Genomic DNA, 25301 nt, shown 5'->3' with positions numbered 1-25301 from the left:
TTTTATGCTTTAAGCAGATTTCCGGCAATAACAAGACGCTGAATCTCTTGCGTCCCTTCATAGATTTGGGTGATTTTAGCATCTCTCATATATCGTTCTACCGGGTATTCCCTTGTGTAGCCATATCCGCCAAATACTTGAACAGCCTCCACCGCTACTTCCATGGCGGTGTCTCCAGCAAATAGTTTGGACATTGCAGATTGAAGTCCGTAAGGAATTCCTTGATCCTCATACCATGCTGCCTGATACGTCAATAAACGGGCAGCTTGAATTTTTGTGGCCATATCGGCTAATTTGAATTGAATAGCTTGCAGTGAGCTAATCGGTTTGCCAAATTGGACGCGATCCTTTGCAAATGTTACGGCATTATCAAATGCTCCTTGAGCGATTCCAACAGCTTGAGAAGCGATTCCGTTCCGACCGCCGTCGAGAGTCTTCATGGCAATCTGGAACCCTTCACCCACTTGGCCCAAAAGATTGTCCTTTGGAACCCGGCAATCCTCAAAAATGATCTCTGTCGTGGAGGAAGAGCGAATTCCCATCTTTTTTTCCTTCTTTCCTACAGAGAAGCCTGGGAAGCCCTTTTCCACAATAAACGCAGAAATGCCTTTATGCTTTAGTGCAGAGTTGGTCTGTGCGAAAACGATATAAGTGTCGGCATAGCCTCCGTTGGTGATAAAAATCTTCGATCCGTTCAAAACCCATTCATCTCCGGCAAGAACGGCTGTTGTTCTCATTCCACTGGCATCAGATCCGGATCCAGATTCCGTCAAGCAATACGCACCCATGTTTTTTCCTTCCGCCATGGCCCGCAAATATTTTTGCTTTTGATGTTCCGTTCCAAACTTGTAAATCGGCCATCCGGCTAACGATGTATGTGCGGAAAGTGTGGTCCCAATTGAAGCGTCCACCCGAGACAATTCCTCCACCACGATCACATAGCTCAAATAATCGGCACCTGCACCTCCGTACTCTACTGGCCAAGGAATGCCACATAAACCAAGTTCCGCCATCTTTTGCCAAATCTTAATATCAAAGTATTCCTCTTCATCACGTTGAGCTGCAGTAGGTTCACATTCGTTTAGAGCAAACTCACGTACCATTTTTTGCATCATTTGATGTTCCTTAGATAATAAAAAATTCATCATTAGTCCCCTTTTTTGATTTTGTTATTCCAAACAAGATATCTTCTTAAAAACTATGTAAGCTATTTGCCATTGTAAATCTATCAAGATAATGCTTTTAAATACTCCAACTCTTCCAAGGATAGGACCTTAATGGTATTTACACTTTTTGTTCGATAAGCTTTCGGGTATAGGTAGTTACCCATTTCCTTGGCAACAATCCCACAGATTTAGCCATGAGTTTATTTTTAAAGCCTGGAATGATTACAGTTTTATTCTTCATTAACCCTTCAAATCCGCACTTGGCAACAGCTTGCGGCTCTATTAAGTTCTTAATGAAAATTTTTGTTCTTGTTGAAGCCAACCCTTGCGTGAGCGGAGTTTTGGTAGAAGGGGGACATAATACAGAAGCTTGAACTCCGGTTCCTTTAAGTTCTTCCGCAATTGCTTCCGTAAAGAATAAGACGTAAGATTTGCTGGCACCATACATCGACATCCGTGGAGTTGGCTGAAAGGCTGCTGTTGAAGCCACGTTTAAAATTTTACCTTGCTTTCGTTTCACCATGTCATCCGCAATAAGTTTAGTTAAATACGTGAGAGAGATCATGTTGAGCTGCAGGTATTCCATTTCTTTTTGAATATCCAATTCCGTCATCAACCCTAATCCGCCTGCTCCAGCATTATTAATCAAAATATCGATGTCGATTCCTTCGCTTTTCAAGTATCGTTGTAAGCTCTCTACCGTTGTATGGCTGCTCAAATCGCCGGCAAAAGTATTCACTTGCACGCCATATTCCTTTTTTAAACTCTCGGCTTGTTGTTCCAACAACGCCGAATCTCTTGCAACTAATACCAAGTTATAATAATGCTCTGCAAAAACTTTTGTGAATTCATATCCGATCCCTTTTGTAGCACCAGTAATCAAAACCGTCTCTGCTGTCATTTATCATTATTCCTCCTAGCTATATTATCTGTTAAGTTAGAATATTAAAAATTATAAAAATATTATTATGTTTATGATTATACTTATAAGTTTAAATTAAATAAAATTAAAAATATTAATATATAAATTATTACTACTAATATTAAAATGAAAAATCCCAGAAAAAAGAGAAGCCTCTTCGTCATGTGGACACCGGGCTTCTCCTTTTTTTATGAATCTAACTATCAAAATTTAGTCACATCAATAGGCTCAATTCCTTCAGCCGCACAATATTCATAGTATCTTTTCAGGAATGATTCCCAATTGTCTCTGGCAAGAATTTCTCCTTCTTCACCCAAATAGTCTAATGTTCCTTCTACAATATTGAAGGTGATAACATCTTCATCCCCTACAGCTGTCGGCGTATGTTTGGAGCCTGCAGGCTCATAAACCATGTCACCAGGTTTGGAGATCCAAGGCTCCTCGAGATATCTCCAAGTCCCTTGGACGGTATATACAATGACTGTTCCAGAATGGAAATGGGCAGGAAGCTGCATTTTCGCAGGAACACATAATAACGTAACCGTCTGTCCGGTCACAGGGTTGGCTTTAAGCAACTTAAACTTCGCATCTCCAAAATATGGAATCCAAGGCAATTCATCTACACTAACATTACCTGCATGAAATACTTCTACTTCTTTTACATCTTTTAAATCACTCACTTAAAATCCCCTCTTCCAATAAATATTTATTTAATTCACATATTGTTATCGCTTTCATCAGCAAGCAAATTAACAAGTTCGAATTTATTAATTCAGTATATTCATAATTTTTAGTTAAGTAAAATTGGTATTTTTTAATTGTAGTTAAGTATGATTAATTTACGCAACCACGTTATTTGGTTGAAATTTACTTAGCCCCAAGTCCACCATCAAGAGTCAAAATTTGTCCAGTACAATAATCAGATGCTGCTGAAGCAAAGTATAGGAGTGCACCTACCAAATCATTGTCACTGCCTAATCTTCTAACTGGAACTTGTGACGCAATGAAAGGGCCTGCTTTGTGTACAAGTGTTCCCGGTATTTCGGGGTTATTCATACCTGTAGTGAAAACTCCAGGAGCAATTGAATTTACATACACTCCATGTCGTCCCCACTTAACTGCAAGATCCTTCGTTAAAGTCATGACTGCACCCTTACTAGTTGTATATCCGACAGAATCTACAGCTTCTGGGTCAACTCCTTTAAAGCCGATACTAGAAGAAATGTTAATGATTTTACCGTATTCGTTATTAATCATATGTTTACCAACTGCCTGACACATCAAGAATGTTCCAGTCACATTTGTATCCATCATAGATTGCCATTGTTCTAAAGGCATATCCGTAGCAGGAGACTCAAAAACTGTTCCGCTGCCGTTGACTAAAATTCTGATTTCCCCAAAATGAGAAACCGCTTTCTCAACACCTTGAACGACAGATTCCCGATCTGTGACATCCAATGACAGGGCAAGTGCCTGTCTTCCTAACGCCTCGATTTCTTTTACAACTGCTTCGCAAACCTCTAAACGCCGTGAACATACAACAACGTTTGCTCCAGCTTCTGCCAATGCCAGTGCCATTACACGCCCTAACCCGCTGCCGCCTCCAGTAACGATTGCTGTCTTACCATTTAAATCAAACAATTGGTTCAATGACATTCTTGTTCTCCTCCTATTTTTTTAGAATATTCAAAGTTTTTAAAATACTATTGATATTGATTATACTAATAAATTATAATTAAATAAAATTAAAAATTTTAATCTGTAAGTAAGTATTACTTATATTTAAAGGCTCTTTTCGTAAAGATTGTTGTTTTTAAAACGAAACTATTTAAGGTTGATTGGAGCGGAAGTGCGAGACTCCTGCGGGAGCAGCGGGACAGGTGAGACCCCACAGGCGTTTACGCCGAGGAGGCTCACCGCCCGCACCAAGGAAAGCGAGCTTCTGGAGGGGAAATCAACCACAACTCACTACCTGGTAAATAGCAACATAGTATGTGAAAACAGCCTATTTAAAAAAGGAGAATAGTCATGAATATTGAACAATTACTATATATCGTAGAAGTCGCAAAATACAGTTCTCTGTCTGTCGCAGCACAGAATCTACATGTGACTCAATCCAACATCAGCCAGTCCATAACCAACTTGGAAAAGGAGCTGGGGATTAAAGTTCTTAAACGGTCACGGGGACAAGGCGCTGTTCCAACCGATGAAGGAAGAATCATTCTGAAACTCGCCTATGAAGTACAAAAAAAGCTTGAGGAAATAAAAGTGACTGCTAACTTATTGAATTCCACGGAAGTGGGGGAACTAAAAATTTCGTCATTACCCGGATTGATGACGTTCCTGGTAAAAGCGATAGCATCGTTTAGACATGATTATCCGTACGTAAATTTGGAGGTTGCCGATAAAAGTGGATCTGCTGTAATTGGAGATGTTCGACAGCATAAGACTGACATTGGACTGATTACGTATTCAAGAGATTTGAACATAAACATGGAAGGAATAGCTTTTGAAGCATTAATCGAAGGAAAGCAGAAAGTATATGTTTCTAAGCATTCTCCCTTAGCCATTCTTGGTACTATAACTCCGCATGATATACTTGATCAAACTCTCGTTACATATAAGGGTGAATTTATGGAGTATTTCGTACAAGATTTTTTTCATAAATATAAGCCCTTGAAAATCTTGTTTACTTCAAATAATATGGATGGAGTTCTCCAAGCCATAAATGAAAATTTGGCAATTACATTCGCTCCTGATTTCGTAATGAAAAACTACCCCCTTATCATTAATGGCGATATCGTTCCAATTGATTTGGTGTATCATCCAACTGTAAATATATCTTTAGGATTAGTTCGATCAGAGAATAAACATTTGTCCACTTTTGCCAACAAATATATTCATTATTTAAAATCAGAAATTATTAAGAATTAAAAAAGAAAAAAAGAGAAGGTTCTTCGTCCAAAGGTGGACGAAAAGGCTTCTCTTATTACAAATTTATCTCTACCCTAACAGGAATTAGCAGTGTTATCTCTTTACCTTGTAATAGAAGCCTTTTGGCGATCCCCTTTTCCACATGTCAAATTGGCGCTGATCGTAACGGAAGCCTCCGTCTTTTCTATCACTTCATCTAGTGAAACACCTTCTTGCGTTTCCACAAGAATCATTCCCTCGGGAGTAAAGTCAAATACAGCCAAATCCGTAATCAGTCGATTTACAACCTTTTGACCTGTCAATGGAAGGGAACAGCTTTTTTTTGATCTTGGATTCATTGTACTTATTGGTGTGCTCCATTATGACCACAATTCTTTTGGCACCATGGACAAGATCCATCGCACCTCCCATCCCTTTGACCAATTTCCCCGGGATCATCCAATTTGCCAAATCACCTTGTTCGGAAACCTCCATGCCTCCCAAGATAGCCAGATCAATGTGTCCCCCACGAATCATAGCAAAGGACTCAGCACTGTCAAAGAAAGATCCACCGATTACCGCTGTAACCGTTTCTTTCCCTGCGTTAATAAGATCAGGATCTTCCATCCCTTCAACTGGATAAGGTCCGATGCCAAGCAACCCATTTTCGGATTACAATAATACATGTACTTCTTTCGGTATTTCGTTCGCAAGTAAAGAAGGCATTCCAATTCCTAGATTCACGTTCATCCCATTTTGAATCTCTTGAACCGCACGCTTAATGATTTTTGTCCTGGTACCTGTAAGTAATATTTATATAACACAAAATATAATCTTAAATATTGGCTGTGTTAAACTTGCCTGTTGATTTCCGCTTAAGGCACTTCGCTTTCCGCGTGCAGTCGTGTAGCCTCCTCGGTGCAGAGCGCCTGTGGGGTCTCACCTGACCTGCTACTTCCACATGAGCCTCGTGCCTTCCGCTTCAATCAACTTAGTTTGAAAATCAACAATTATGTTTAAACATCACCGAAAAAATAATAAGGACCTTCATAAAGAAGGCCCTTTTACAGTTCTAATCATTACGAAACTAATTAACTTACTTAATCCTCCACTTCAATATGATTATCAGCGTAAGTCTCGGATATCTTATCCTGACAACTCCAGCACTTACTGCGATTTCGCTCCATAATAGCTAATTCTTCATGACACAATACACAACAGTCCATCTCAGAAACGGACTTTTCATTTTTACACATCGTTTATTTCCCTCCTTGATTCACCTATTAAATGATTTTTATACAATAACTTGTTCCTCAGGTTTTATCGTTGTTTGACTTTGGTTCGCGGGACGGACAATGGTCAAAAACAATAATCCGATTACGAACATAACCAAAGAAGTTACTTGAAAGCCATAACCATATCCAATTGCCTCAGTTCCTGCATACTGGATAAAATACCCGAATATGAGTGGAGCAATAATGCTTGTTGTACTTGATAGAGCAACATAGGCCCCTTGAGCCTTTCCAATGTTTTTGGGAGAAAAGAATTCCATTAATATGGCGGGTGCGAGTGAGAGAATAACAATCGCAAAACCCGGAGCAAGGATGAAGAATAGAATGGAGATTGCACTAGAATTAAAGGCGTTTGCAAGAAATAAACAAATAGCGGATAGCACCATCGTAATCCCTGCAACATTTATTCGTGCTTTACGAATATCTCCTGTTTTGCGATAAAGCCGATCCGAAAACAGGGCAAATACAATTTGGCAAATGGCCGCAAAAAGAAAGGGTAAAGACACTGCAAGTTTCAACATTTTCCCATCAAAATGTTGAATTTCGGTAAAATATGCAGGAAACCATACCGCTTGAACGGACAATAACCAATAGGCACAACCTGCACACAAAACGATAAAAATAAAATTTTTAGATAAAAGATACGGAAGAAACTGACGCCAAGAAACATTAGAAGAAATTATTGAGTGCTTATCTTCTTGATCAAAAGCATACGAACCGATTTCTTTTGGGTTTTCTTTTCCAAGAATCATCCATAAAACTAGCACCATTAGTCCAACAATCCCCATTGCTATAAAAGCAGATCTCCATCCATATCCGTTGATCAAGGAGATTAATAATGGCGAAGCAATCGCAGGCCCGATTGTTGCTCCAAAGAGAACAGCGCCAAAGCCTATACCATGTCTATGTTTAGGGAACCATTTTCCAATTATTGAAGTTGATATAGCAACGGCAGGACCTTCTCCTGCTCCCAAGATCATTCTTGTTATTACTAGTAGAGATAGACTTGAAACAAAAGGTGTGGTAAATTGAACAATCAACCATACAAACGAGATCCAAGTAAACATTTTTTTCGTATTTCTTGAATCGGCCATTCCCCCTAGAATGAAAGAGGAAAAGGTAAAGAACCAAAAGAACGAACTGCCAACTATTCCCCATTGTGAAGGACTTAAATGTAACTCTTTCATTAGAGGAACAGAAACTAAACCAATGATAACTTTATCAACCTGGTTGATCATCCCTGAAGCTACAAGAATTAATAATATGATCCAAGAATATTTAGGTGTTTTCAAATTAATAATCTCCCCTTCTATTCCGTTAAACATGAATCAATTGGTGTTTTAAAAGTCTTTAATGTTTTAAAAGTCTTTAAAGGTAAATCTTCCGTGTTTAACCTCGTCTAAACTCTTTATTTATTAAACCCCTTACCTCATTTTTTCTGCAATACCTCCAGCTGTATTTTCACGTACTGGAATACCACCGCGACCAGCTTTACCTGTTTTCTCATCAATGAACATCGCGAAGTCTGGCGCAATTTCTCGCCCATTTGGCATCGTGAGCCACAATCTTAATAAATGACGTTTGCGTTCGGGTTCTTCATAGTCTTCGTATACAGTACGGGAATGAAGAACAGTATAATTATTAACAAATTGCATATCACCCGGTTCCATCATCATATCAATATGCATGTTTTCATCATATAAGAGGGAATCTATTAAGTCATATGCTTCAGTTTCAACTTTTGACAAATATCTACCTGTTTTCGCTTGTGCTGATTCTACATATCCGCGGTTATATCTGCAGCTTAATTTATCTTCGTAATAACTAAAGACTGGTGATGAATAAACAGGAGATTCACCTGGTGTTTCCTCACCACGACGATCCAAGAAATATGGAAGATAGAGAATTCCAAGATACTCAGGGTACCTATCCAGAATTTCATTGTAAACTGCGATGGAACTTACGATACTACTGTAACCGCCAGATTTAGCTTTTCGAAGACTTAATAATCCGACTACGTCAGATCCATCTGGGTGAAAGGGCAGATGAGCATTCGTTTGGTAACCACGTACATTTGAATCATTAATGTCGAGACCTTGATCAACAACATGTCCTAATAGATCACCTTTTGCGTTTTGCGTGACCGGGATGCCCAGGTGGACTCCGAGACCCCAGTAAATAATGCTTGCTTCTTCATCTGTATACTTTTCAATTGGTAAGCCACGAATTAATAGAAAACCTCTCCCATTCTCCAGCTCGTCTATAAAGTAAGCTATTTCGTCAGAAAGATACGGAATTGGAAAGTCCTCCTTATTAAAATCAGGTGCCCTTAATCCTTTTTGTTTCACATAGAATAAAGCGCTTTCAAGATCTGCGATCGTTTTCTCTGACAAATAATAAATCCATGATTCATCTTTAGCTAAATCAATACCTTTCCAAGCTACTGGTCCTTGAATTTTTTCCTTTAAAATAGACGGCACTGAGAATCCTCCTTCGTTTTCTATTGCAATTTTAACTATAGTACCTAATGAAAAAGTTTGGGCTGTTTTCCTACTTTAAAAGCGACTGCCACTATCTTTCCAAACCCTTATACAAACAATTATTGCTTAATAAATGATGTCCCTTGTCCTCCCCCTTTTCCATGAAAGCGCTTTAAATAACTTCTGACTGTTATAATAGTTATCCAGTTAATTATATTCATAATTTTCAGTTAAATAAAATTAAAATTTTTAATTTACAAATAAACCTTACTAATAAACGGAAATAGAACACACTTTTACATGGCAATTTACAACACATATCATTATATTAATAAAACTTAAGTGCAATTTAAAATCTTTAATTTTATATAATTATCATTTATAGGTATAATCAAAGATAGAGATGATTGAATTTTCTAATAAACCGCTTTCAAGAGCAGAGTCTAATACAAGTTAATTGAAGCAGGAGGTTGAACTATGGACTTAAAATTATCTGGAAAAAAGGCACTTATCGTTGGGGGAAGCAGGGGGATTGGCAAAGCTATTGCCCGTCAGTTGGCTTTGGAAGGTGTGGATTGTACGATTTGTTCAAGAAACGAATCTTCACTAAAGAATGCAGCAGACGAATTGGCCAAAGAAACTAAAAGGAATATTTATCCAATAACGGCAGATACTAATGATCCGGACTCTATCCTAAATTTAGTTGAAAAATCAGCAGCAGAAATGGGAAGCATTGATATTTTAATCAACAGTGGGGCCCGTGTAGGAGGCCATGAACCAGAGGATTTTAACAGCATTAAAGATGAACTTATCTTAAAAGATTTCGAAGAAAAGTATATGGGCTATTTTCGTAGTGTCCGGGCTGTTGCTCCTTATATGATCCAAAATAATTGGGGACGTATTATCAATATAAGTGGTCTGGCAGCTAGAATTGGCGGCAATTATTTTAGTTCCGGTCCTCGTAATGCATCTGTTGTCCATATGACAAAATCCGCATCATTAGAATTAGGAAAGCACGGAATTACTGTCAATGCTGTTTATCCAGGGATTGTCGATACGGAAACGTTTAGAGGCCGTGTCACTAATGAGGAAGCTATACGCCAGGCAGCATCAATGAATGCCCTCGGCCGCTTGATTACATCAGAGGAAATTGCTTATGTCGTTACCTTCCTAGCCTCACCTTTGGCGGCATCGATAACTGGCGATGTCATTTCGGTAACCGGTGGAATTGGAAATACCGTTTATTACTAAATGCCTAGGGTTGCTATTGTTACTGTTTCGTTGATTATCAATAATTTCTATTTAAAAAATTAAATAGGTTATTTTAAAAAGCGAGCCTCACTACATTCTGAGGCTCGCTTCATTTAGAACATTTTCTTTCAATCTATCCCTATTGTATATTTTAAGGAACTCAAGAACTTCTCGATCCGAGAAACAGTCAATTCTATGTTCTTTGAGAAAATGGCCATTTGTACAAAAAATCCGTGGACCATCCCGGGTTCACATTCATATTCAACTTGAACACCAAAATCTTTTAGACGTTCAGCATAGGCCATTCCTTCATCCCGAAGTACATCATTTTCCGCTGTAATAACAATTGCTGGAGGGAGACCACTTAAATCTTGAGCCACTAAGGGGGAAGCATACTCATTACATCTGTCCTCATTATTCCTTAAATAATGATTACGGAACCAAATCAACTGCTCGCGGTCAAGTCCAAATCCTTTTGCAAAGGTTCGATGGGATTCCGTATTGAACTCAAGATTTGTCGCAGGATAGATTAAAACCTGTGCAGTGATGTTTGGACCTTTTTTGTTTCTCGCCATCATCGTAACTACAGTTGCTAGATTTCCACCTACGCTATCCCCACCAACTACCAATCGTGAAACCTCTCCGTTAAATGCAGTCCCTTTTTCAAAAACCCATTGCAATGCGGAATAGGCGTCTTCTACTGGAGTCGGAAACTTATACTCTGGAGAAAGACGATAGTTTACGGATACAACAATACTTTTCGTTCGATTCGCTATCATTCGGCAGCTTGCATCCGTTGATTCAATGTCTCCTAGAACCCATCCTCCACCATGGTAGTAAATAAATAGTGGGAAAGGACCTTTTCCTTCCGGTATATATACCCTGCATTTGATTGTTTCATCCTGGCTTACCGGAATCATGTAATCCTCAACTTTTGAAAGCGGTTCTAATTTTACAACAGGACGCGGTGCTTTAGAAAGCATCTCTCTTACTGACTTATGATTCATCGTATGAATAGGTGGCAGCTGATTAAATGCTTGTAAATATTTTTCTGCTTGCGGATCTAAATTTGCCAAAAAACATCCTCCTCACTTTAGGTTATTTTTAAATTACCCAGTCTATATGCGACGCCATTATTCCTGTCACGAAACTCTCACTTCAAAATAAAAATATAAAATGGTGATTTTATTCATCATTTTCGTTGAATAAAATCACCATTCAAGAATTATTAGTGATTATTATTACCACGGGTTTTTATCTAATTACAGGTGCTCCTCCTATATAAAACTCGAAATCTGGAGCAATTTTCCGGCCACTTGGCATCATGAGCCACAATCTTAATAAATGACGTTTGCGGTCATCTTCTTCATAATCTTCAAATAGTGTACGTGAATGAAAAACGGTATAATTATTAACGAATTGCATATCACCCGGTTCCATCATCATATCAATATGAAAGTTTTTATCAGCAGTAAGGGAATCTACAAAATTAAACGCTTCGATTTCCTCTTTTGACAAAGAGATACCTGTCTTTGTTTGTGCTGATTCGACATATTGCCGCATATATCTGCAGCTTAATTTACCATCGTAATAGCTAAAGATCGGTGATGGAACTACTGGAGATTGACCAGGTGCTTCTTCCCCACGAAGATCATGGGCGAATGGACGGTAGAGAATTTCAAGGTACTCAGGGTGATTATCCAGAATTTCATTATAGATAGACATCGCACTAGCGATACTGCTTAAACCGCCAGATTTCGCTTTACGAAGACATAGTAATCCGACAACATCAGCAAGATCTGTGTGATAGTCAAGACGTACATTCGTTTGGTAACCTCTTACTGCTGTATTATCATTAAAGTCTTTACCCATGTTTTTGATATGCCCTAAGAGGTCGCCCTTTTTTCCTTGGATGATCGGTAGGCCCAAGTGAAGTCCAAGACCCCAGTAAATGATACTAGCTTCATCGTCAGTATATTGATCCATTGGTAATCCACGAATCAATAGAAATCCTCTCCCATTCTCCAGCTCTTCAACAAAATAAGCAATTTCATCAGCGAGATCAGGAATCGGGAAATCCTCCTTGTTAAAATTGGGTGCCTTTACCCCTTTTTGTTGAACATGTAATACAGCCTTGTCAAGAGCTGCAAGGGTTGTCTCAGACAAATAATAAATCCATGAATTATCTTTTTCCAGTTCGATACCTTTCCACGCTGAACGCCCCTGAATTTTTTCCTTTAAAATAACAGACATACATATTCCTCCTTTATATTTGTTGTATCATCTCAACTGATTGAATATTCAGAATTTATTATATATGGTATCCTTATAATTAAAAATGAAATTATTATTTTTAACTTATAATTAAGTTAGATCAATATAATCTTACTAAGAATCTTTCAATCTACGTTTATATCTCTTAAATTCTCAATTTCTCATCTGTTTCAATTATTGTGTGGCTTTCCTTTGCGGGACGTACACCGATCCAAAACAATAATCCAATAATGAGCATCCCTAAAGAAGAGGCTTGAAATGCGTATCCGTATCCGATAGCTTCAGTCTCAGAATTTTGAATAAGATAGCCAAATACGAGTGGAGCAATAACGCTTGTAATACTCGCAAGTGCAATGAACGTCCCTTGTGCCTTTCCAATATTTTGGGGAGAAAAAAACTCCATCAATATTGCGGGTGCGAGTGAAAGAATGACATACGCAAAACCCGGAGCAAGGGTGAAGAACAATATGGACATCACCGTGGAATTCGCGGCATTTGCTAGGTATAAGCATAGAGCGGATAACATCATCGTTATACCGGCAAGATTTATTCGTGCTTTACGAATATCTCTGGTTTTACGATAGAGCCGATCTGATAGAATGGCAAATCCTAATTGGAAAAACGCTGCAAAAAGAAAAGGTAAAGACACGGCTAATTTTAATGTTTGACCATTAAAATGTTGAATTTTGGTAAAATAGGCTGGAAGCCATACCGCTTGTACGGACAATAACCAATAGGCACACCCCCCGCACAAAACGATCAGAATAAAGTTTTTAGATAATAGATGCGGAAAAAACTGACTCCAAGAAACTTTAGAGAGGCTGGATAATTGCTGCTCCTTTTGCTGTATCGACGGCCAGCCGATTTCTTGAGGACTTTCTTTACCGAAAATCATCCATAAAACCAGCACAATCAGTCCCAGAATGCCCATCGCTATAAATGCAGATCTCCATCCATAATGATCAATCAAGGAGATTAATAATGGCGAAGCGATTGCAGATCCCCCTGTCGTTCCTAATAGAACCGCACCAAAACCGATGCCATGCCTATGTTTCGGGAACCATTTCCCCATGATTGCCGTGGATAGAGCGGGGGCAGGACCTTCACCAGCTCCCAAAATCATTCTGGTTAACAAAAGCATAGACAAACTGCTAACGAAAGGGGTGAAAAATTGAACTATCAACCAAACCAACGACATCCAAGTTAACATTTTTTTCGTGTTTTTTGAATCGGCCATGCCGCCAAAAATAATGGAGGAGAAGGTAAAGAACCAAAAGAAAGAACTTCCTACAACTCCCCATTGCGATGGACTTAAATGTAACTCTTTCATTAAAGGAACGGAAACCAACCCAATAATTATTTTATCCACTTGGTTGATCATCCCGCTAAGAACTAGAAATAATAAGATAACCCAAGAATATTTTGGAGTGCTTGTCATGAAAATCTCCCCACGTTTTCCTATATAAGGAACACCTTTTTCTGAATTCCGAAAAGGTGTTCCCACTCGTTCTTACTAAACGTTTTATAAAAAATCACTTCAGGGTTTCTATAATACCGCCAGATGTTGTTTTACGTTGGGGTACGCCGCCGCGACCTGGTTTACCTGTATTCTCATCAATAAACATCGCGAATTCCGGGGAAATTTCCCGACCATTTGGCATCGTGAGCCACAATCTTAAAAGATGACGTTTGCGTTCCGGCTCTTCATAGTCTTCGTATTGAGTACGTGAGTGAAGAATCGTATAATTATTGACGAACTGCATATCACCTTCTTCCAACATCATGTTATAATGTAAATTCTCATCATGAAGTAGGGAGTCCAATAAGTCTAATGCTTCAATTTCCACTTTTGACAATTGTATGCCTGTTTTTGCTTGTGCTGATTCGATAAATAAACGGACATATCTACAGCTCAATTTACCATCATAATAATTAAAGATTGATGATGTAAATACTGGAGGTTCTCCCGGCGCTTCCTCTCCACGACGATCAAAGTAAAATGGACGACAGAGAACTCCTAGATATTCCGGATTCTTCTCCAGAATTTCATTGTAAACAGTCATCGAACTGATGATACTGCTGTAACCTCCAGATTTCCCTTTTCTTAGGCTTAATAAGCCAACAACATCAGATCCATCAGCATGAAATGGAAGATGCAGTTTCGTTTGGTAACCACGTACATTAGAATTTTCTAAGCTAAGACCTTGATCTTTGACGTGCCCTAAGAGTTCACCATTTGCGTTTTGCGATACCGGAATGCCCATGTGAAGTCCGAGACCCCAGTAAATGATGCTTGCTTCTTCATCTGTATATCTTTCAATAGGTAATCCACGAATTAATAGGAACCCTCTCCCATTCTCCAGCTCTTCAACAAAATAAACGATTTCTTCATATATATCAGGAATCGGAAAATCCTCTTTGTTAAATTCAGGTGCTTTTAAACCCTTTTGTTTAACATGAACTAAAGCATCCTCAAGCGAGGCAATCGTTTTTTCAGACAAATAATAAACCCATGAATCATCTTTAGCCAGGTCAGTGCCTTTCCACGCTACTTGCCCTTTAACTTTTTCTTTTAAAATGGTTGACATAATTAATCCCCCTTTAATAAGTGTTCATTTCAGTCAATGCTCTTAACTCTCTTCGTAAAATCTTCCCTGTTGAGTTCTTAGGCAACTCTTTAAAAAATTCTACTCGTTTAGGAAGCTTGTACTTCACCAGCTTATCGTGACAGAATTGAATAATGTCATTCATGGTGATCTGCTCATCCTTAACTACGACAAAAGCTTTAACACTTTCTCCGTATTCCCCATCTGGAACTCCGATTACGGCCGCCTCTATTACAGCAGGATGTTGATACAGGACTTCCTCCACTTCACGAGGATATACATTGTAGCCTCCAACAATAATAATGTCCTTCTTGCGGTCAACAATGTAGATGTATCCTTCTTCGTCCATTGTTGCGAGATCACCAGTGTAAAACCACCCGTCATTAAAAGCAGTTGAAGTAGCTTTCGGCATCCCAAAATATCCCTTCATTACATTTGGCCCTTGAACAACTAATTCTCCTACTTCTCTTCTCGGCAATTCTTTTCCAAACTCATCTACAACTTTGCTTTGGACAGCTGGAATATTCAAACCGATAGAACCTGGCTTGCGAGTCCCTTTTAAAGGATTAATCGCGACGAGAGGAGCAGTTTCTGAAAGCCCATATCCTTCCAATAAAGAAACACTAAACTTGTTCTCAAAATTATGCAGCAGCTCTGCCGGAATCGAGGCACCTCCAGAGATACACAGGCGAATAGATTGGCAATCCTTTGCACTCGCTTCAGGCAATTGATAGATAAAACTGTACATCGTAGGTACTCCAGCAAACACGGTTGCCTTTTTTTCTCGAATGGTGGTGACCACGTCATGAGGGCTGAATTTAGGCTGGATCAGGACTGTTGCCCCACAAGCAATTGGCGCATTCAGACAAACTGTCATACAGAATACGTGGAACATTGGCAGAACAGCTACGACACGATCTTTATCATCGAGTTCTAGTAATTTTGAAATGGAGTCCGCATTTGAAACCAAGTTCCGATGCGTTAACATTGCACCCTTTGGTTTCCCGGTTGTTCCTGATGTGTATAGAATGACTGCAAGGTCTTCTTCATCAATGTAAGGGCTTCCATCTGCATTGAAGCTTGTGCCTGTTTCCATGAGATGCTCCCATGTCGATTCCTGATCCTCGGCTTCCGTATAAATCACAATCTTCAGATTTTCCAACTGCTTTTTTACTTCTGATAACTTCGGTTCTACAGAAACATGAGTAATGACCGCTTTGACTTGACTATTGTCTAATAAGTAGTTGATTTCCCCTTGGGTATACAAAGGATTGATAGGAACAACAAATGCACCTAGCCGTAAAATGCCGTAGTACGCAATGAGAAATTCAGGGCTATTTCCTAAAATTAGAGCCACTCCATCTCCCTTCCTGATTCCTTGTACATACAGACCGTCAGCCAATCGATCCACCTTCTGATTTAGTTCTTGATAAGTAACACTTTTATCTCTAAAGATATAAGCGATACTTTCCGGGAAGTTGCTTGCACTTCTTTTTAGATTTTCGTTTAAGTTATAACTCATTAAATGAATTCCACCCCTTTTCTCACATAGGAGGCTTTGAACGCCCACTATTTTGAATATTTAAAATATTGTTACACTAAGTATACTTATAAATTATAATTAAATAAAATTAAAGATTTTAATTTATATATAAGTATTAATAATATTAAAAAGGAACTTCAGGATAAAAGGAGTGCTAATTCGATGAACTCTACAACTACTTCTAAATAAAAAGACAAAGCCCCAGTAAAGTGAACTGTGCCCCATTTTACGGACAGTATAAAAAAGTGCCTAAGCAGCTAATAAATGGTCCCGGTATTGTACTGGGGCCATTTTCCTTAGCCCCCATTGATAACGATGTTCATTATATTCTTCAATAACTCGATCAATTTCTTCCTTCACATCCGTTAAATTAGTACATGTTTTATATTCTGCCAAATCCTTAAAGTGGCCAAAGAAACTTTCCATTGGCGCATTATCCCAACAGTTTCCCTTGCGGGACATGGATTGGGTTATCCCAAGTTCCTTCACTTTGCGTTGAAATAGCGGATGGGTGTAATGGAACCCCTGGTCAGAATGAAGGATTGCACTCGGATGGAACTCGTGACACACAGCCTGCTTTAGCTTATTTAAAGTCTCGTAAACGATATCCATTTCTAATGAAGTAGATAAATGGTACGTAACGATTTCTTTTGTGGCGGCATCTTTTACGCAGGATAAATACGCTTTTTGGCCTTTCCCATAATAAAGATAGGTAATGTCAGTAAGCAGGACCTTCCCTGGCACCTCCTGATTGAATTCACGATTAAGGAGGTTTGGACAAGTAAGGTGCTCCTTGGTTGCCTTGGCCATCTTCCGATACGGGTTGGCCCTTCTGATTTTCGCTAGGAGATTATATTTTGTCATCAACCGTCTGATTTTCTTATGATTCATGACGGCCGAGTAGTCATTCTCCATAATCATTTTGATTTGGAGGGCGCCTACTTTTTCCTTTTTACTGATGAAAATATTTCTGATCAATTCTATGTCTAATTCATCCTGTTCTTCACGAAGCTCACGGTAAGGAGCTGCCTTTAACCAATCATAGTAGCCACTTCGACTTACACCAGCCAATTTGCATAGATAAGAAACAGCCTTCTTTAATTGGTGTATTCTGATCGTCCTTTCAATCAGATAGAACTTCTCAGCAGCAGTTAGAATCATTTCTTTTTCAGAGCCTGCCTTTCTAGCTCTTCCAGCTTTTTTAGGAAGTCATTTTCTGCTTCAAGGAATTTGATTCTCGCCTCGGCCTTCCTAAGTTGATCTTCTACAGACTGTGGCTTGGAAGTGGGGCGTCCTGTACTTCCTTTTCCACGGCGTTCCGTAAGGAAGCCTTCCTCACCAAACCTTTCAAAGGTACTACGCCAGCGCTGTAGACAACGTTTGGGTTGTTTCTTTCCAATTATTTCGAGATTAATTCCCTGGTCAATGAAAATTTGAGAGGGGGCTTTCCCCTTTTTATATTCCTTAACAGCTTTTGTTTTAAATTCCGGACTATAGGAAATAGATCGCTCGGAAGCACTAATGATATTTGGATTCTTTTCAAGTTCTTTAATCTGAAATTCAGTATATATATTCTTACTCATAGAAACCCTCCGTCCATACTCATTACATCTATTGAAACATAAAAAAACCCGGATAAGGGACACTTTTTTATGTGTGTCCGTTATCCGGGGTATAGTTCAAAGAGCGTTGTCTTTTTTTATATTTTTGATTATTTTATAAAATAGAGCTATTGCAATAATTGATTCTTTAGATATTTTTCTATTAACTCAATAAATAAGTTCATAGATTTCGTATGCAATTCCACAGATTCTGTTATAACTGAAAAATTTCTTTTTATCGGTGTCCCTTTTACATTTAATACTTGAATGGTACCGAGCATTCTTTCTTTTCTTACAGTAAGTTCAGATAAGTAACTAATACCAAGCCCAGCTTCAACTGCTTCTTTTATAAGTTGTGTGCTGCCGAATTCCATTAACTTGGAAGGACGTATTTGTAAAGATTGAAATAATGTTTCTGTTGCCTCTCTTGTACCAGAACCTTCTTCACGGACAATCCAATTCTCTTGTTCTACCTGTCTTCGTGAAACTTCCTTATTGAAATAAATTGGATATTTGCCCCCTGCCACGATATACATTTGGTCGGTGGAAACCGATTTTATATATATATTTCGAAGAGAAATTTCCCCTTCTACAATACCTACATCGATCTCATGACTTGTGATTGCTTTGGCAATATCCCTTGTGTTGCCAATCTGTACCGAAGGGATGATATTAGGTAATAAGTTTTTCATTCTTGCAAGTATATGTGGTAATACATACTCTCCAAAGGTATAGCTGGCACCAATTTTTAATGGTCCTGTTGGCTCGTTATTTAATTCATTCACTAACATCGACATTCGTTTATATAAACCTGTAATTTCCTTAGCATGTAAATAGACTATTTCTCCTGCTTTAGTTATCTGGACAGATTTGTTTGTTCGCAGAAGTAGTTTTGCACCTACGTATTTTTCCAATTGTTGAATTTGCTGGCTGACTGCTGGCTGGGTCATATGAAGCTCTTCCGCTGCTCTGGAAAAGTTTCTTTTATCAGCTACAGATATAAATACAGATAATAGTTGATCCATATGTTCCCCTCCTTACTATCGTATTTACTTATTACAACTATAATAATCATTTATTTTCCTTATTGTAAATCATAAGTTACGATAAATTAAAAATAATCCAAATAAGGGGTTGAAAAACATTGGAACAAAAAGCGTTAATAACTCCCAGTCCAAATATGCAAAAAAAACCGGCAAAAAAGCTAAATGTTTCTTTGATTTCTGGAATTGGTTTTACCTTGCTCATAGCCGTATTAGGTTTTATTTTAGCAGCGTTGCCAGGTCTAAATCATATTGGACCTCTTGCATGCGCCATTTTACTAGCTGTAATTTATAGACAGGTTTTTGGATATCCAGAAAAATTACGTAATGGTATTCAATTTTCATCAAAAAAGTTATTGAGGTTTGCCATCATACTTTATGGATTAAAGCTTAACATGATTGTGATATTTCATCAGGGTGTCCCTCTATTGCTAAGAGGGACAATAACGATCATTTTTTCAATTGCTGTTCTTATGATTATTGCAAAATGGCTGAAGGCAGATTTTAATCTTTCTTTATTATTAAGTGTTGGCACAGGCATTTGTGGTGCAGCTGCCATCGCGGCCGTATCGCCTATTATAAAAGCAAAAGATGAAGATACGGCTATGGGTGTAGGCATCATCGCATTAGTCGGCACAGTGTTTTCAATAATCTATACGTTAATATATCCTTTTTTATCAATTGGTCCTATGAACTACGGAAATTGGGTTGGAATCAGCCTACACGAGATAGGCCATGTTGCTTTAGCTGCTGCCCCGGCAGGCCAGGATGCTCTTGCTCACGCATTACTTGCCAAACTTACACGAGTATTCCTATTAATTCCGGTTTGCTTTATCCTCATGCTTTGGATGAAAAAGAAAGGAAAAATAGAAGGGGAGGCAAGATTCGAGTTTCCATGGTTTTTAATTGGCTTTATTGTTATGAGTTTTGTGGGAAGCTATATCATTGGTAATAAGGTATTGGTATCACAAAAAGTGATGTCTGATATTGCAGACTTCACATCATTTATGTTAACAATGTCAATGACCGGATTAGGATTGAATATTAGCTTAAAAGAACTACGTACCAAAGCAATACGTCCACTTATTGCCATTATTATTACATCAATTCTTTTATCATCGCTAACTTATATTAGTCTTTAACAAAGAATAAAAAGGTGAATTTTTACCCACTGCAATACATATATAACTGTAGGGTTTTGCTCAACTAATTCAACTTCAAATGATTTATTGAATTAAAATTCAACTTGATTTCTTGAAGTATAAAAGAAAAAGTAGGCGCAGTAATTAAACGCATTTGATTGATATTTTTAAAATAAATTTCTTTGTTTAGTTCTTTAAGGTTTAGTAAAGGTATTACTTTCGAAATAACTATTTTACCTTCGAAAGTGGGAGTAACTCCTTGCTTTGAACGGATTACCGCTAGCGAATATTGACTAAACTCTTCAATATAGTATGTAGCCACCTGTTCTAATCGCTTCAATCGTTTTCCCACTTTCTTTATAATTTTCTTGGTTGCATTTGCCGGAATCGATCCAAGTGTCTTTGAATCTGGTACATTCAAAGGTACTCAAAAGAGGTTCTAGTAGGCTGCGACACGCCTTGTATATGGCTGTAAAATGTGCCATTCGTGATTGTCGCAAAAAGAAAACGACAGATGAAATCATTCCTCGTAAAAGGCGATTACGAGAATTTTATGATAAGAAACGTGAGGAAGGAAAGCCCTTTAAAGTAGCTGTGATAGCAAGTATCAATAAATTCTTACATTGGATTTATGCACTTTTAAAAAGTAAATCAACTTTCCAAGATCTAGCCTAGTTTTAAAGTATAACTAAACAGCCCAAAACTTTCCAAACACAGAACCTTGGAAGGTTATTTGGCACACGCAAATTTAGTATATCATGAAACATTTTAAGTGTTTATTGAAAAATTTTGAAAAACTATTGGCTGGTTAGTTCTATAAGAAAAGCGAACCTTCTTCAAGAATTGCGCCCTTTAATGGAACAACGAAAATAGAAACACAAATGTTAGCTTGTTTCTCTTCAACTAACGCTCCCGTACAATTCTCCACAAACCTTGCTGCTAATTTAAATCATTACAGGAATGTGTACTGTTAGTACGAATTTAAGCACGATTATAAGTTCCCTTTATAAACTCTATAATTACCAGACAGGTTTTAACCTCGATGATAGTTTATCTTCATTTTCTTCATAAACTAATTTTGTTAAATCTTCTTTGAGCATTTGCAGGCGATCAGCACCTATCTTTTCAATCCAACGTTGCTCAATTTCAGTTAGTATCTTCTCTTTTGCTTTCACAACTAACCAACCTCGTTCAGTCAAAACAATAATTTTCCCTCTCTTATCAGTGGGATGAGCTTTGCGCATTACATAGCCACTTTTCTCAAGATAATCCACCATTTTACTCACAGCTTGCTTTGTAATTCCTAAATATTCGGCTAGTTCTATACCTGTTGCACCATTGGGAGTGATACATTTAAACATAAACCCATGTGCAGGTCTAATATCTCCAAATCCCAATTCACTCAATCTGTCATGTAATTCAGTAATTGATGTACTAAAGGATAATGATAAAAGTGATGTAAGGTCCAACTCACTAAATATTTCATGATTCATACATAAAACCTCCTTAAATAAAGTCAATTAGATTGACTTTATTTAAAATCCATTGTACTATACGCAATGTAGTCAATCAAATTGACTATAATTCGATTATAAAAAAATTAATACATTTTGGAGGGTTCTCATGGCTATCGTTAAAATTAGAGGAAGTGTATTTGCACCATATGCTTGGTTGGAACCTATTAAAGATCCTGCAACAGAAAAGATATTCGAATACACTGGTGATGCACGTGAATTTTCACCAAACACTGTAAACACTATGCGGTCAAGATTAGAGCAAGAAGTGATCATTGATTTTTATAAAAAAGAAATTTTCACATATGTAAATGCTTGTATCGTAACTGTAAAAGTTACAAATCCAAATGGTTCTATTGATTATAAAAAAGGAAAAACAAGTACAGAAAATATTGTATGTACTAATGTTGTGTGGGGCTCTGATGAAGTTTCTTTTGAAATGAGGGCAAGTGCAAGTAATCCTTTAAATGCAGCAGCACCTGCGGCTGATTATTTATTAACTATACATGTTAACAAAAATGGTGTTGCGTATATTGAAGGTTCCCATGATGGGTTCCCCTGCTATGAATTTTATAAACAAACAGATTTTGGTCCATTTGAATTAATATATACACATGATTTCAGAAAAACTGGTGACACTCCAGCAGCGCTAGCTGGGGAAATGGAATACAGTTTTAAAACGACAATCTAGATATAAATACTAAGTAGAAGTTTACAAGCAGCAACAAATATTAAATGAAAAGCAATTGATCAAACGAAGGAACTTGTGATCTGTTTTGCTCAAGGGGTCAATATTATTATTACCCAAAATAAATCAGGAATTACAGAGGTGTGCCTCATGACTAATATCGTTAAAGTTAGAGCAAGTGTATTTATTCCAATGTCTTGGACTGAACCTAAGAAGGATACTCAAACAGGAAACATTATTCAATTTGAAGGTGATGCACGTGAATTTACACCATATGCGGTAAACGCTATGCGTTCTAGAGTGGAACAAGAAGTAGTTGTAGATTTTTACAAAAAAGAAATTTTCACATATGCGAATACTGGCATAACAACAGAAAGAATCACAACTCCTGATGGTTCCGTTAATAAAAAAACAGGAAAAGCTAGAACGGAAGGCATTTTGTGCACTGATGTTGTATGGAGGTCAGATGACGTCAAATTTCAAATGAGTGCTAGTGCTAGCAACCCATTAAATGTATATGCACCTCCCGTTGATTATCTATTAACTGTACATGTCAAAAAAGATGGTACTATCGATATTCAAGGTGCACATGACGGATTCCCTTGTTATGAATTTTATAAGCAAGTAAACTTTGGTCCGTTTGAAAAGATTCATACACATGACTTCAGAGAAACTGGTGATACAGCTGAAGCTCTAGGCGGAGACATGGAATATAGTTTTAAAAAGATATTGTAAAGACAATAGGATTCCCTTTTTAGTGAATAAATATATAACAACAAAAGAGTGACCAATAGGAGGAAAAGAGAATGACAACAGTTTTATTTGTAAAAGCAAACAATCGCCCCGCAAACCAAGCGGTGAGTGTGAAATTATATGAGGCTTTTTTAGCAAGCTATAAAGAATCACATCCAAATGATACAGTGGTAGAACTTGATTTATACAAGGAAGAATTGCCATATGTAGGAGTAGATATGATTAACGGTACATTTAAAGCTAGTAGAGGACTTGGTTTAACAGCAGAAGAAACAAAAGCAGTAACTGTTGCTGATAAATATTTAGAACAATTCCTTGCAGCTGATAAAGTTGTGTTTGGATTCCCATTATGGAACTTAACAATTCCAGCTGTACTACACACATATATTGATTATTTAAACCGCGCAGGCAAAACATTTAAATATACACCAGAAGGTCCAGTAGGTCTGATTGGAGATAAGAAAATTGCATTATTAAACGCAAGTGGCGGTGTATATTCTGAAGGACCAAAAGCTGAAGTAGAAATGGCTGTTAAATATGTAGCAAGTATGATGAGCTTCTTCGGTGTAAAAAATATAGAGAAAGTAGTGATTGAGGGTCACAATCAATTCCCTGATAAAGCAGAAGAAATTATTGCTGCAGGGCTTGAAAAAGCTGTTAAAGTAGCAAGTACGTTCTAATTAATAAAACACTTGTCACTCAATATAGCAGTACCACCACTTTTATAGCGGTGGTACTGTTTTTTTATTCGCTCATCTTGCTACTTTTGGGGGAGTTAGAACCCAATTGATGTAATATTTCTATTTAAATCTTATAAAAAGATAGAAAGAAGGATTACATTACAATGGAACGTTGATGGACAAAATATATATAAACTTGATTTTCTTCAACTATTCTGTCCTTTAGCTTAGTACAATTCTTCAGAATCTCACAGACAAATATCGTATTTTCTTTTAAAATGATCTTCCACAATCTGGCCCAATTGTTGAACAAAGATCAAAACTCACTCTTGAACTAACCAGCCCCTTTAGTTCCATAAGAAAGTGTTGTGTAACAACCCTATTGTTAAACTCAAGCACCCTTCTGCAAAATAAAAAACAGGGAGATTATTCTCGAAAGAACCTCTCCCTGTTTTTTATTAGCGGCAGTATTTATCCCTTAATGCAAGTGCATATCTAACCGATTGCTTTGCACCTTTTTCTTGATCCTCAATCATTTGTTCTAGAAGTTCTGTTGGCGGATAATAGTAATCCAATGGTTTAATTACATTCAAATCATAAGGAGGTTGTTCCACCTTAAATGCTCCTTCGCCTACTGCAAAGACTCCGCCTGTACCAGGCTCTCTCTTAAAATGGATGGCATACGGGAAGCACATTTCAACGTTGATTCTAGTCAACATTGAATTCTCAATCAATATTTTAAAACATTCTTCCAAATCGATGTTACCAGTCCCAGCAGGTACGCCACATACCCTGTAATCTTCGCCATCATGGACGATAATATGATCCTTAAAATGAGTTGTAAAGGCATATGGTGCTAATTTTCTTACAGCTTCAACCGGGTCCTCCCATGCCATCATTGCATTCCCGAAATCACAATGAGCACCAACCCAAGGGCTGTTGACTTCCTTAATGATTTGAATCACTTCATCCGTTAACTCTTCCTCGTGATTTTCAACAGCAAGCTTGATTCTATATTTCTTTAATAATGGTACAATTTGTTTAATATCTTCAGGAGCTCTTCTCAATCTGCCTGGATCATATTCTCCCATGCAGGTATACGTACGAATGACATCCGCTCCAATTCTATGCGCGGCCTCAATGACCTCGGTTAGATGTTTCGGGTCGGTTCCATTTGTATCGATTTCAGCGAAAAATCCATACTTTTGAATTTCTTTTTTTACATTGTCTAAGTATTCCGGTTCAAATGATTCTAATGTACCAATTCCTGGCAACCCTGGCCATGGAACAATATTGATCATGACTCCATCTAATCCCAATTCGGCTGTTTTTCTGATAAAACCGAAAATATCCATTCGACCTGTAATAAACTGCAAGTGAAAGCTTTCTGTCTCTAATCCAATTTTCATGTTTTACCCACCTTTATGTTAATT

The 25301-nt window shown here is 37.8% G+C and carries 22 protein-coding genes and 2 pseudogenes; 7 read left to right on the top strand and 17 right to left on the bottom strand.

The genetic code is table 11. The features are described from left to right. Positions 1 to 2 precede the first annotated feature (2 nt). The 4 genes from UP17_RS10190 to UP17_RS10175 all read right to left on the bottom strand — a co-directional run bounded on the left by UP17_RS10190 (position 3) and on the right by UP17_RS10175 (position 3744). Positions 3 to 1145, bottom strand: coding sequence for an acyl-CoA dehydrogenase (locus tag UP17_RS10190; protein WP_061462909.1), 1143 nt, complete (start codon positions 1143 to 1145; stop codon positions 3 to 5). 139 nt (positions 1146 to 1284) lie between these two features. Further along, a complete protein-coding gene (locus UP17_RS10185; protein ID WP_061462908.1) occupies positions 1285 to 2067 on the bottom strand; it encodes an SDR family NAD(P)-dependent oxidoreductase in 783 nt (260 codons plus the stop codon). 224 nt (positions 2068 to 2291) lie between these two features. After that, entirely contained in the window at positions 2292 to 2768 is a 477-nt protein-coding gene (locus UP17_RS10180; RefSeq protein WP_061462907.1) for a 2,4'-dihydroxyacetophenone dioxygenase family protein, read from the bottom strand. A 187-nt stretch (positions 2769 to 2955) separates the two neighbouring features. After that, positions 2956 to 3744, bottom strand: a complete 789-nt coding sequence (locus UP17_RS10175) for an SDR family NAD(P)-dependent oxidoreductase (RefSeq protein WP_061462906.1) — start codon at positions 3742 to 3744, stop codon at positions 2956 to 2958. Positions 3745 to 4116: 372 nt separating this feature from the next. Between UP17_RS10175 and UP17_RS10170 the strand changes: the two genes are divergently transcribed. Continuing rightward, positions 4117 to 5022, top strand: a complete 906-nt coding sequence (locus tag UP17_RS10170) for a LysR family transcriptional regulator (protein ID WP_061462905.1) — start codon at positions 4117 to 4119, stop codon at positions 5020 to 5022. Between the two features lie 101 nt (positions 5023 to 5123). Here the strand turns inward: UP17_RS10170 and UP17_RS10165 are convergent. The 3 genes and pseudogenes from UP17_RS10165 to UP17_RS10155 all read right to left on the bottom strand — a co-directional run bounded on the left by UP17_RS10165 (position 5124) and on the right by UP17_RS10155 (position 8773). After that, positions 5124 to 5751 (bottom strand): annotated as a pseudogene (locus UP17_RS10165) (3-oxoacid CoA-transferase subunit B). 544 nt (positions 5752 to 6295) lie between these two features. Next, entirely contained in the window at positions 6296 to 7585 is a 1290-nt protein-coding gene (locus UP17_RS10160; protein ID WP_061462904.1) for an MFS transporter, read from the bottom strand. Positions 7586 to 7717: 132 nt separating this feature from the next. Beyond that, complete coding sequence (locus UP17_RS10155; protein WP_061462903.1) at positions 7718 to 8773, bottom strand: TauD/TfdA family dioxygenase; 1056 nt, start codon at positions 8771 to 8773, stop codon at positions 7718 to 7720. Between the two features lie 477 nt (positions 8774 to 9250). Here UP17_RS10155 and UP17_RS10150 point away from each other — a divergent pair, with 477 nt between their 5' ends. Further along, a complete protein-coding gene (locus UP17_RS10150) occupies positions 9251 to 10024 on the top strand; it encodes an SDR family NAD(P)-dependent oxidoreductase (RefSeq protein ID WP_061462902.1) in 774 nt (257 codons plus the stop codon). A 128-nt stretch (positions 10025 to 10152) separates the two neighbouring features. Here UP17_RS10150 and UP17_RS10145 read toward each other — a convergent pair whose 3' ends face one another. The 7 genes from UP17_RS10145 to UP17_RS10110 all read right to left on the bottom strand — a co-directional run bounded on the left by UP17_RS10145 (position 10153) and on the right by UP17_RS10110 (position 19073). Continuing rightward, complete coding sequence (locus UP17_RS10145) at positions 10153 to 11100, bottom strand: alpha/beta hydrolase (RefSeq protein ID WP_061462901.1); 948 nt, start codon at positions 11098 to 11100, stop codon at positions 10153 to 10155. A 178-nt stretch (positions 11101 to 11278) separates the two neighbouring features. Next, complete coding sequence (locus UP17_RS10140) at positions 11279 to 12277, bottom strand: TauD/TfdA family dioxygenase (RefSeq protein WP_061462900.1); 999 nt, start codon at positions 12275 to 12277, stop codon at positions 11279 to 11281. Positions 12278 to 12443: 166 nt separating this feature from the next. Beyond that, positions 12444 to 13736, bottom strand: a complete 1293-nt coding sequence (locus tag UP17_RS10135) for an MFS transporter (RefSeq protein WP_061462899.1) — start codon at positions 13734 to 13736, stop codon at positions 12444 to 12446. A gap of 94 nt (positions 13737 to 13830) precedes the next feature. Continuing rightward, positions 13831 to 14886 (bottom strand): TauD/TfdA family dioxygenase, encoded by a 1056-nt coding sequence (locus tag UP17_RS10130; RefSeq protein ID WP_061462898.1) that lies wholly within the window; start codon positions 14884 to 14886, stop codon positions 13831 to 13833. Positions 14887 to 14899: 13 nt separating this feature from the next. After that, the gene (locus UP17_RS10125) at positions 14900 to 16426 is read right to left on the bottom strand and encodes a long-chain-fatty-acid--CoA ligase (protein WP_061462897.1); all 1527 of its coding nucleotides are present in this window, start codon (positions 16424 to 16426) and stop codon (positions 14900 to 14902) included. A gap of 270 nt (positions 16427 to 16696) precedes the next feature. Continuing rightward, positions 16697 to 18030 (bottom strand): IS3 family transposase gene (locus tag UP17_RS26360; protein WP_155727271.1). Its coding sequence is split into 2 segments (ribosomal slippage): positions 16697 to 17658 and positions 17658 to 18030, totalling 1335 coding nucleotides; the frame shifts between segments, so codons are not numbered across the junction. Between the two features lie 146 nt (positions 18031 to 18176). Beyond that, the gene (locus UP17_RS10110; RefSeq protein WP_061462896.1) at positions 18177 to 19073 is read right to left on the bottom strand and encodes a LysR family transcriptional regulator; all 897 of its coding nucleotides are present in this window, start codon (positions 19071 to 19073) and stop codon (positions 18177 to 18179) included. Between the two features lie 155 nt (positions 19074 to 19228). Here UP17_RS10110 and UP17_RS10105 point away from each other — a divergent pair, with 155 nt between their 5' ends. Then, on the top strand, positions 19229 to 20233 hold the full coding sequence (locus UP17_RS10105; RefSeq protein WP_061466052.1) for a YeiH family protein: 1005 nt from the start codon (positions 19229 to 19231) through the stop codon (positions 20231 to 20233). A 64-nt stretch (positions 20234 to 20297) separates the two neighbouring features. Here UP17_RS10105 and UP17_RS10100 read toward each other — a convergent pair whose 3' ends face one another. Beyond that, positions 20298 to 20654 carry a hypothetical protein gene (locus tag UP17_RS10100; RefSeq protein ID WP_167555954.1) on the bottom strand — a complete coding sequence of 119 codons (357 nt, stop codon included), beginning with the start codon at positions 20652 to 20654 and terminating at the stop codon, positions 20298 to 20300. Here UP17_RS10100 and UP17_RS10095 point away from each other — a divergent pair. Next, a pseudogene (locus UP17_RS10095) lies at positions 20602 to 20908 on the top strand (transposase); the annotation flags it as partial. The gene UP17_RS10100 and the pseudogene UP17_RS10095 overlap by 53 nt on opposite strands. Before the next feature lie 344 nt (positions 20909 to 21252). On the opposite strand, the gene UP17_RS10090 reads toward UP17_RS10095, so the two are convergent. Next, positions 21253 to 21726 (bottom strand): MarR family winged helix-turn-helix transcriptional regulator, encoded by a 474-nt coding sequence (locus tag UP17_RS10090; RefSeq protein WP_061462894.1) that lies wholly within the window; start codon positions 21724 to 21726, stop codon positions 21253 to 21255. A 130-nt stretch (positions 21727 to 21856) separates the two neighbouring features. On the opposite strand from UP17_RS10090, the gene UP17_RS10085 reads away from it, so the two are divergent. From UP17_RS10085 to UP17_RS10075, 3 genes are all read left to right on the top strand, one after another. Beyond that, positions 21857 to 22438: a DUF3238 domain-containing protein gene (locus tag UP17_RS10085; protein WP_061462893.1), complete on the top strand. Its 582-nt coding sequence runs from the start codon at positions 21857 to 21859 to the stop codon at positions 22436 to 22438. A 147-nt stretch (positions 22439 to 22585) separates the two neighbouring features. Continuing rightward, positions 22586 to 23170 carry a DUF3238 domain-containing protein gene (locus UP17_RS10080; RefSeq protein ID WP_061462892.1) on the top strand — a complete coding sequence of 195 codons (585 nt, stop codon included), beginning with the start codon at positions 22586 to 22588 and terminating at the stop codon, positions 23168 to 23170. Between the two features lie 71 nt (positions 23171 to 23241). Next, on the top strand, positions 23242 to 23868 hold the full coding sequence (locus UP17_RS10075; protein ID WP_061462891.1) for an FMN-dependent NADH-azoreductase: 627 nt from the start codon (positions 23242 to 23244) through the stop codon (positions 23866 to 23868). Positions 23869 to 24326: 458 nt separating this feature from the next. Here the strand turns inward: UP17_RS10075 and UP17_RS10070 are convergent, their stop codons facing one another. After that, a complete protein-coding gene (locus UP17_RS10070) occupies positions 24327 to 25277 on the bottom strand; it encodes a sugar phosphate isomerase/epimerase family protein (protein WP_061462890.1) in 951 nt (316 codons plus the stop codon). Between the last annotated feature and the right edge of the window lie 24 nt (positions 25278 to 25301).

Source organism: Peribacillus simplex (assembly GCF_001578185.1).
In the GTDB taxonomy this organism is placed as follows: Bacteria; Bacillota; Bacilli; order Bacillales; family DSM-1321; genus Peribacillus; species Peribacillus simplex_A.
The sequence above is the reverse complement of the archived record's forward strand: the minus strand, read 5'-3'. Positions and strand labels throughout refer to the sequence as shown.

Bases quoted from the DNA above. Each gene is read 5' to 3' on its own strand.
- UP17_RS10190 (WP_061462909.1), bottom strand. From the start codon at position 1,145: ATGAATTTTTTATTATCTAAGGAACATCAAATGATGCAAAAAATGGTA.
- UP17_RS10185 (WP_061462908.1), bottom strand. From the start codon at position 2,067: ATGACAGCAGAGACGGTTTTGATTACTGGTGCTACAAAAGGGATCGGA.
- UP17_RS10175 (WP_061462906.1), bottom strand. From the start codon at position 3,744: ATGTCATTGAACCAATTGTTTGATTTAAATGGTAAGACAGCAATCGTT.
- UP17_RS10170 (WP_061462905.1), top strand. From the start codon at position 4,117: ATGAATATTGAACAATTACTATATATCGTAGAAGTCGCAAAATACAGT.
- UP17_RS10150 (WP_061462902.1), top strand. From the start codon at position 9,251: ATGGACTTAAAATTATCTGGAAAAAAGGCACTTATCGTTGGGGGAAGC.
- UP17_RS10140 (WP_061462900.1), bottom strand. From the start codon at position 12,277: ATGTCTGTTATTTTAAAGGAAAAAATTCAGGGGCGTTCAGCGTGGAAA.
- UP17_RS10135 (WP_061462899.1), bottom strand. From the start codon at position 13,736: ATGACAAGCACTCCAAAATATTCTTGGGTTATCTTATTATTTCTAGTT.
- UP17_RS10130 (WP_061462898.1), bottom strand. From the start codon at position 14,886: ATGTCAACCATTTTAAAAGAAAAAGTTAAAGGGCAAGTAGCGTGGAAA.
- UP17_RS10125 (WP_061462897.1), bottom strand. From the start codon at position 16,426: ATGAGTTATAACTTAAACGAAAATCTAAAAAGAAGTGCAAGCAACTTC.
- UP17_RS10110 (WP_061462896.1), bottom strand. From the start codon at position 19,073: ATGGATCAACTATTATCTGTATTTATATCTGTAGCTGATAAAAGAAAC.
- UP17_RS10105 (WP_061466052.1), top strand. From the start codon at position 19,229: ATGCAAAAAAAACCGGCAAAAAAGCTAAATGTTTCTTTGATTTCTGGA.
- UP17_RS10090 (WP_061462894.1), bottom strand. From the start codon at position 21,726: ATGAATCATGAAATATTTAGTGAGTTGGACCTTACATCACTTTTATCA.
- UP17_RS10085 (WP_061462893.1), top strand. From the start codon at position 21,857: ATGGCTATCGTTAAAATTAGAGGAAGTGTATTTGCACCATATGCTTGG.
- UP17_RS10080 (WP_061462892.1), top strand. From the start codon at position 22,586: ATGACTAATATCGTTAAAGTTAGAGCAAGTGTATTTATTCCAATGTCT.
- UP17_RS10075 (WP_061462891.1), top strand. From the start codon at position 23,242: ATGACAACAGTTTTATTTGTAAAAGCAAACAATCGCCCCGCAAACCAA.
- UP17_RS10070 (WP_061462890.1), bottom strand. From the start codon at position 25,277: ATGAAAATTGGATTAGAGACAGAAAGCTTTCACTTGCAGTTTATTACA.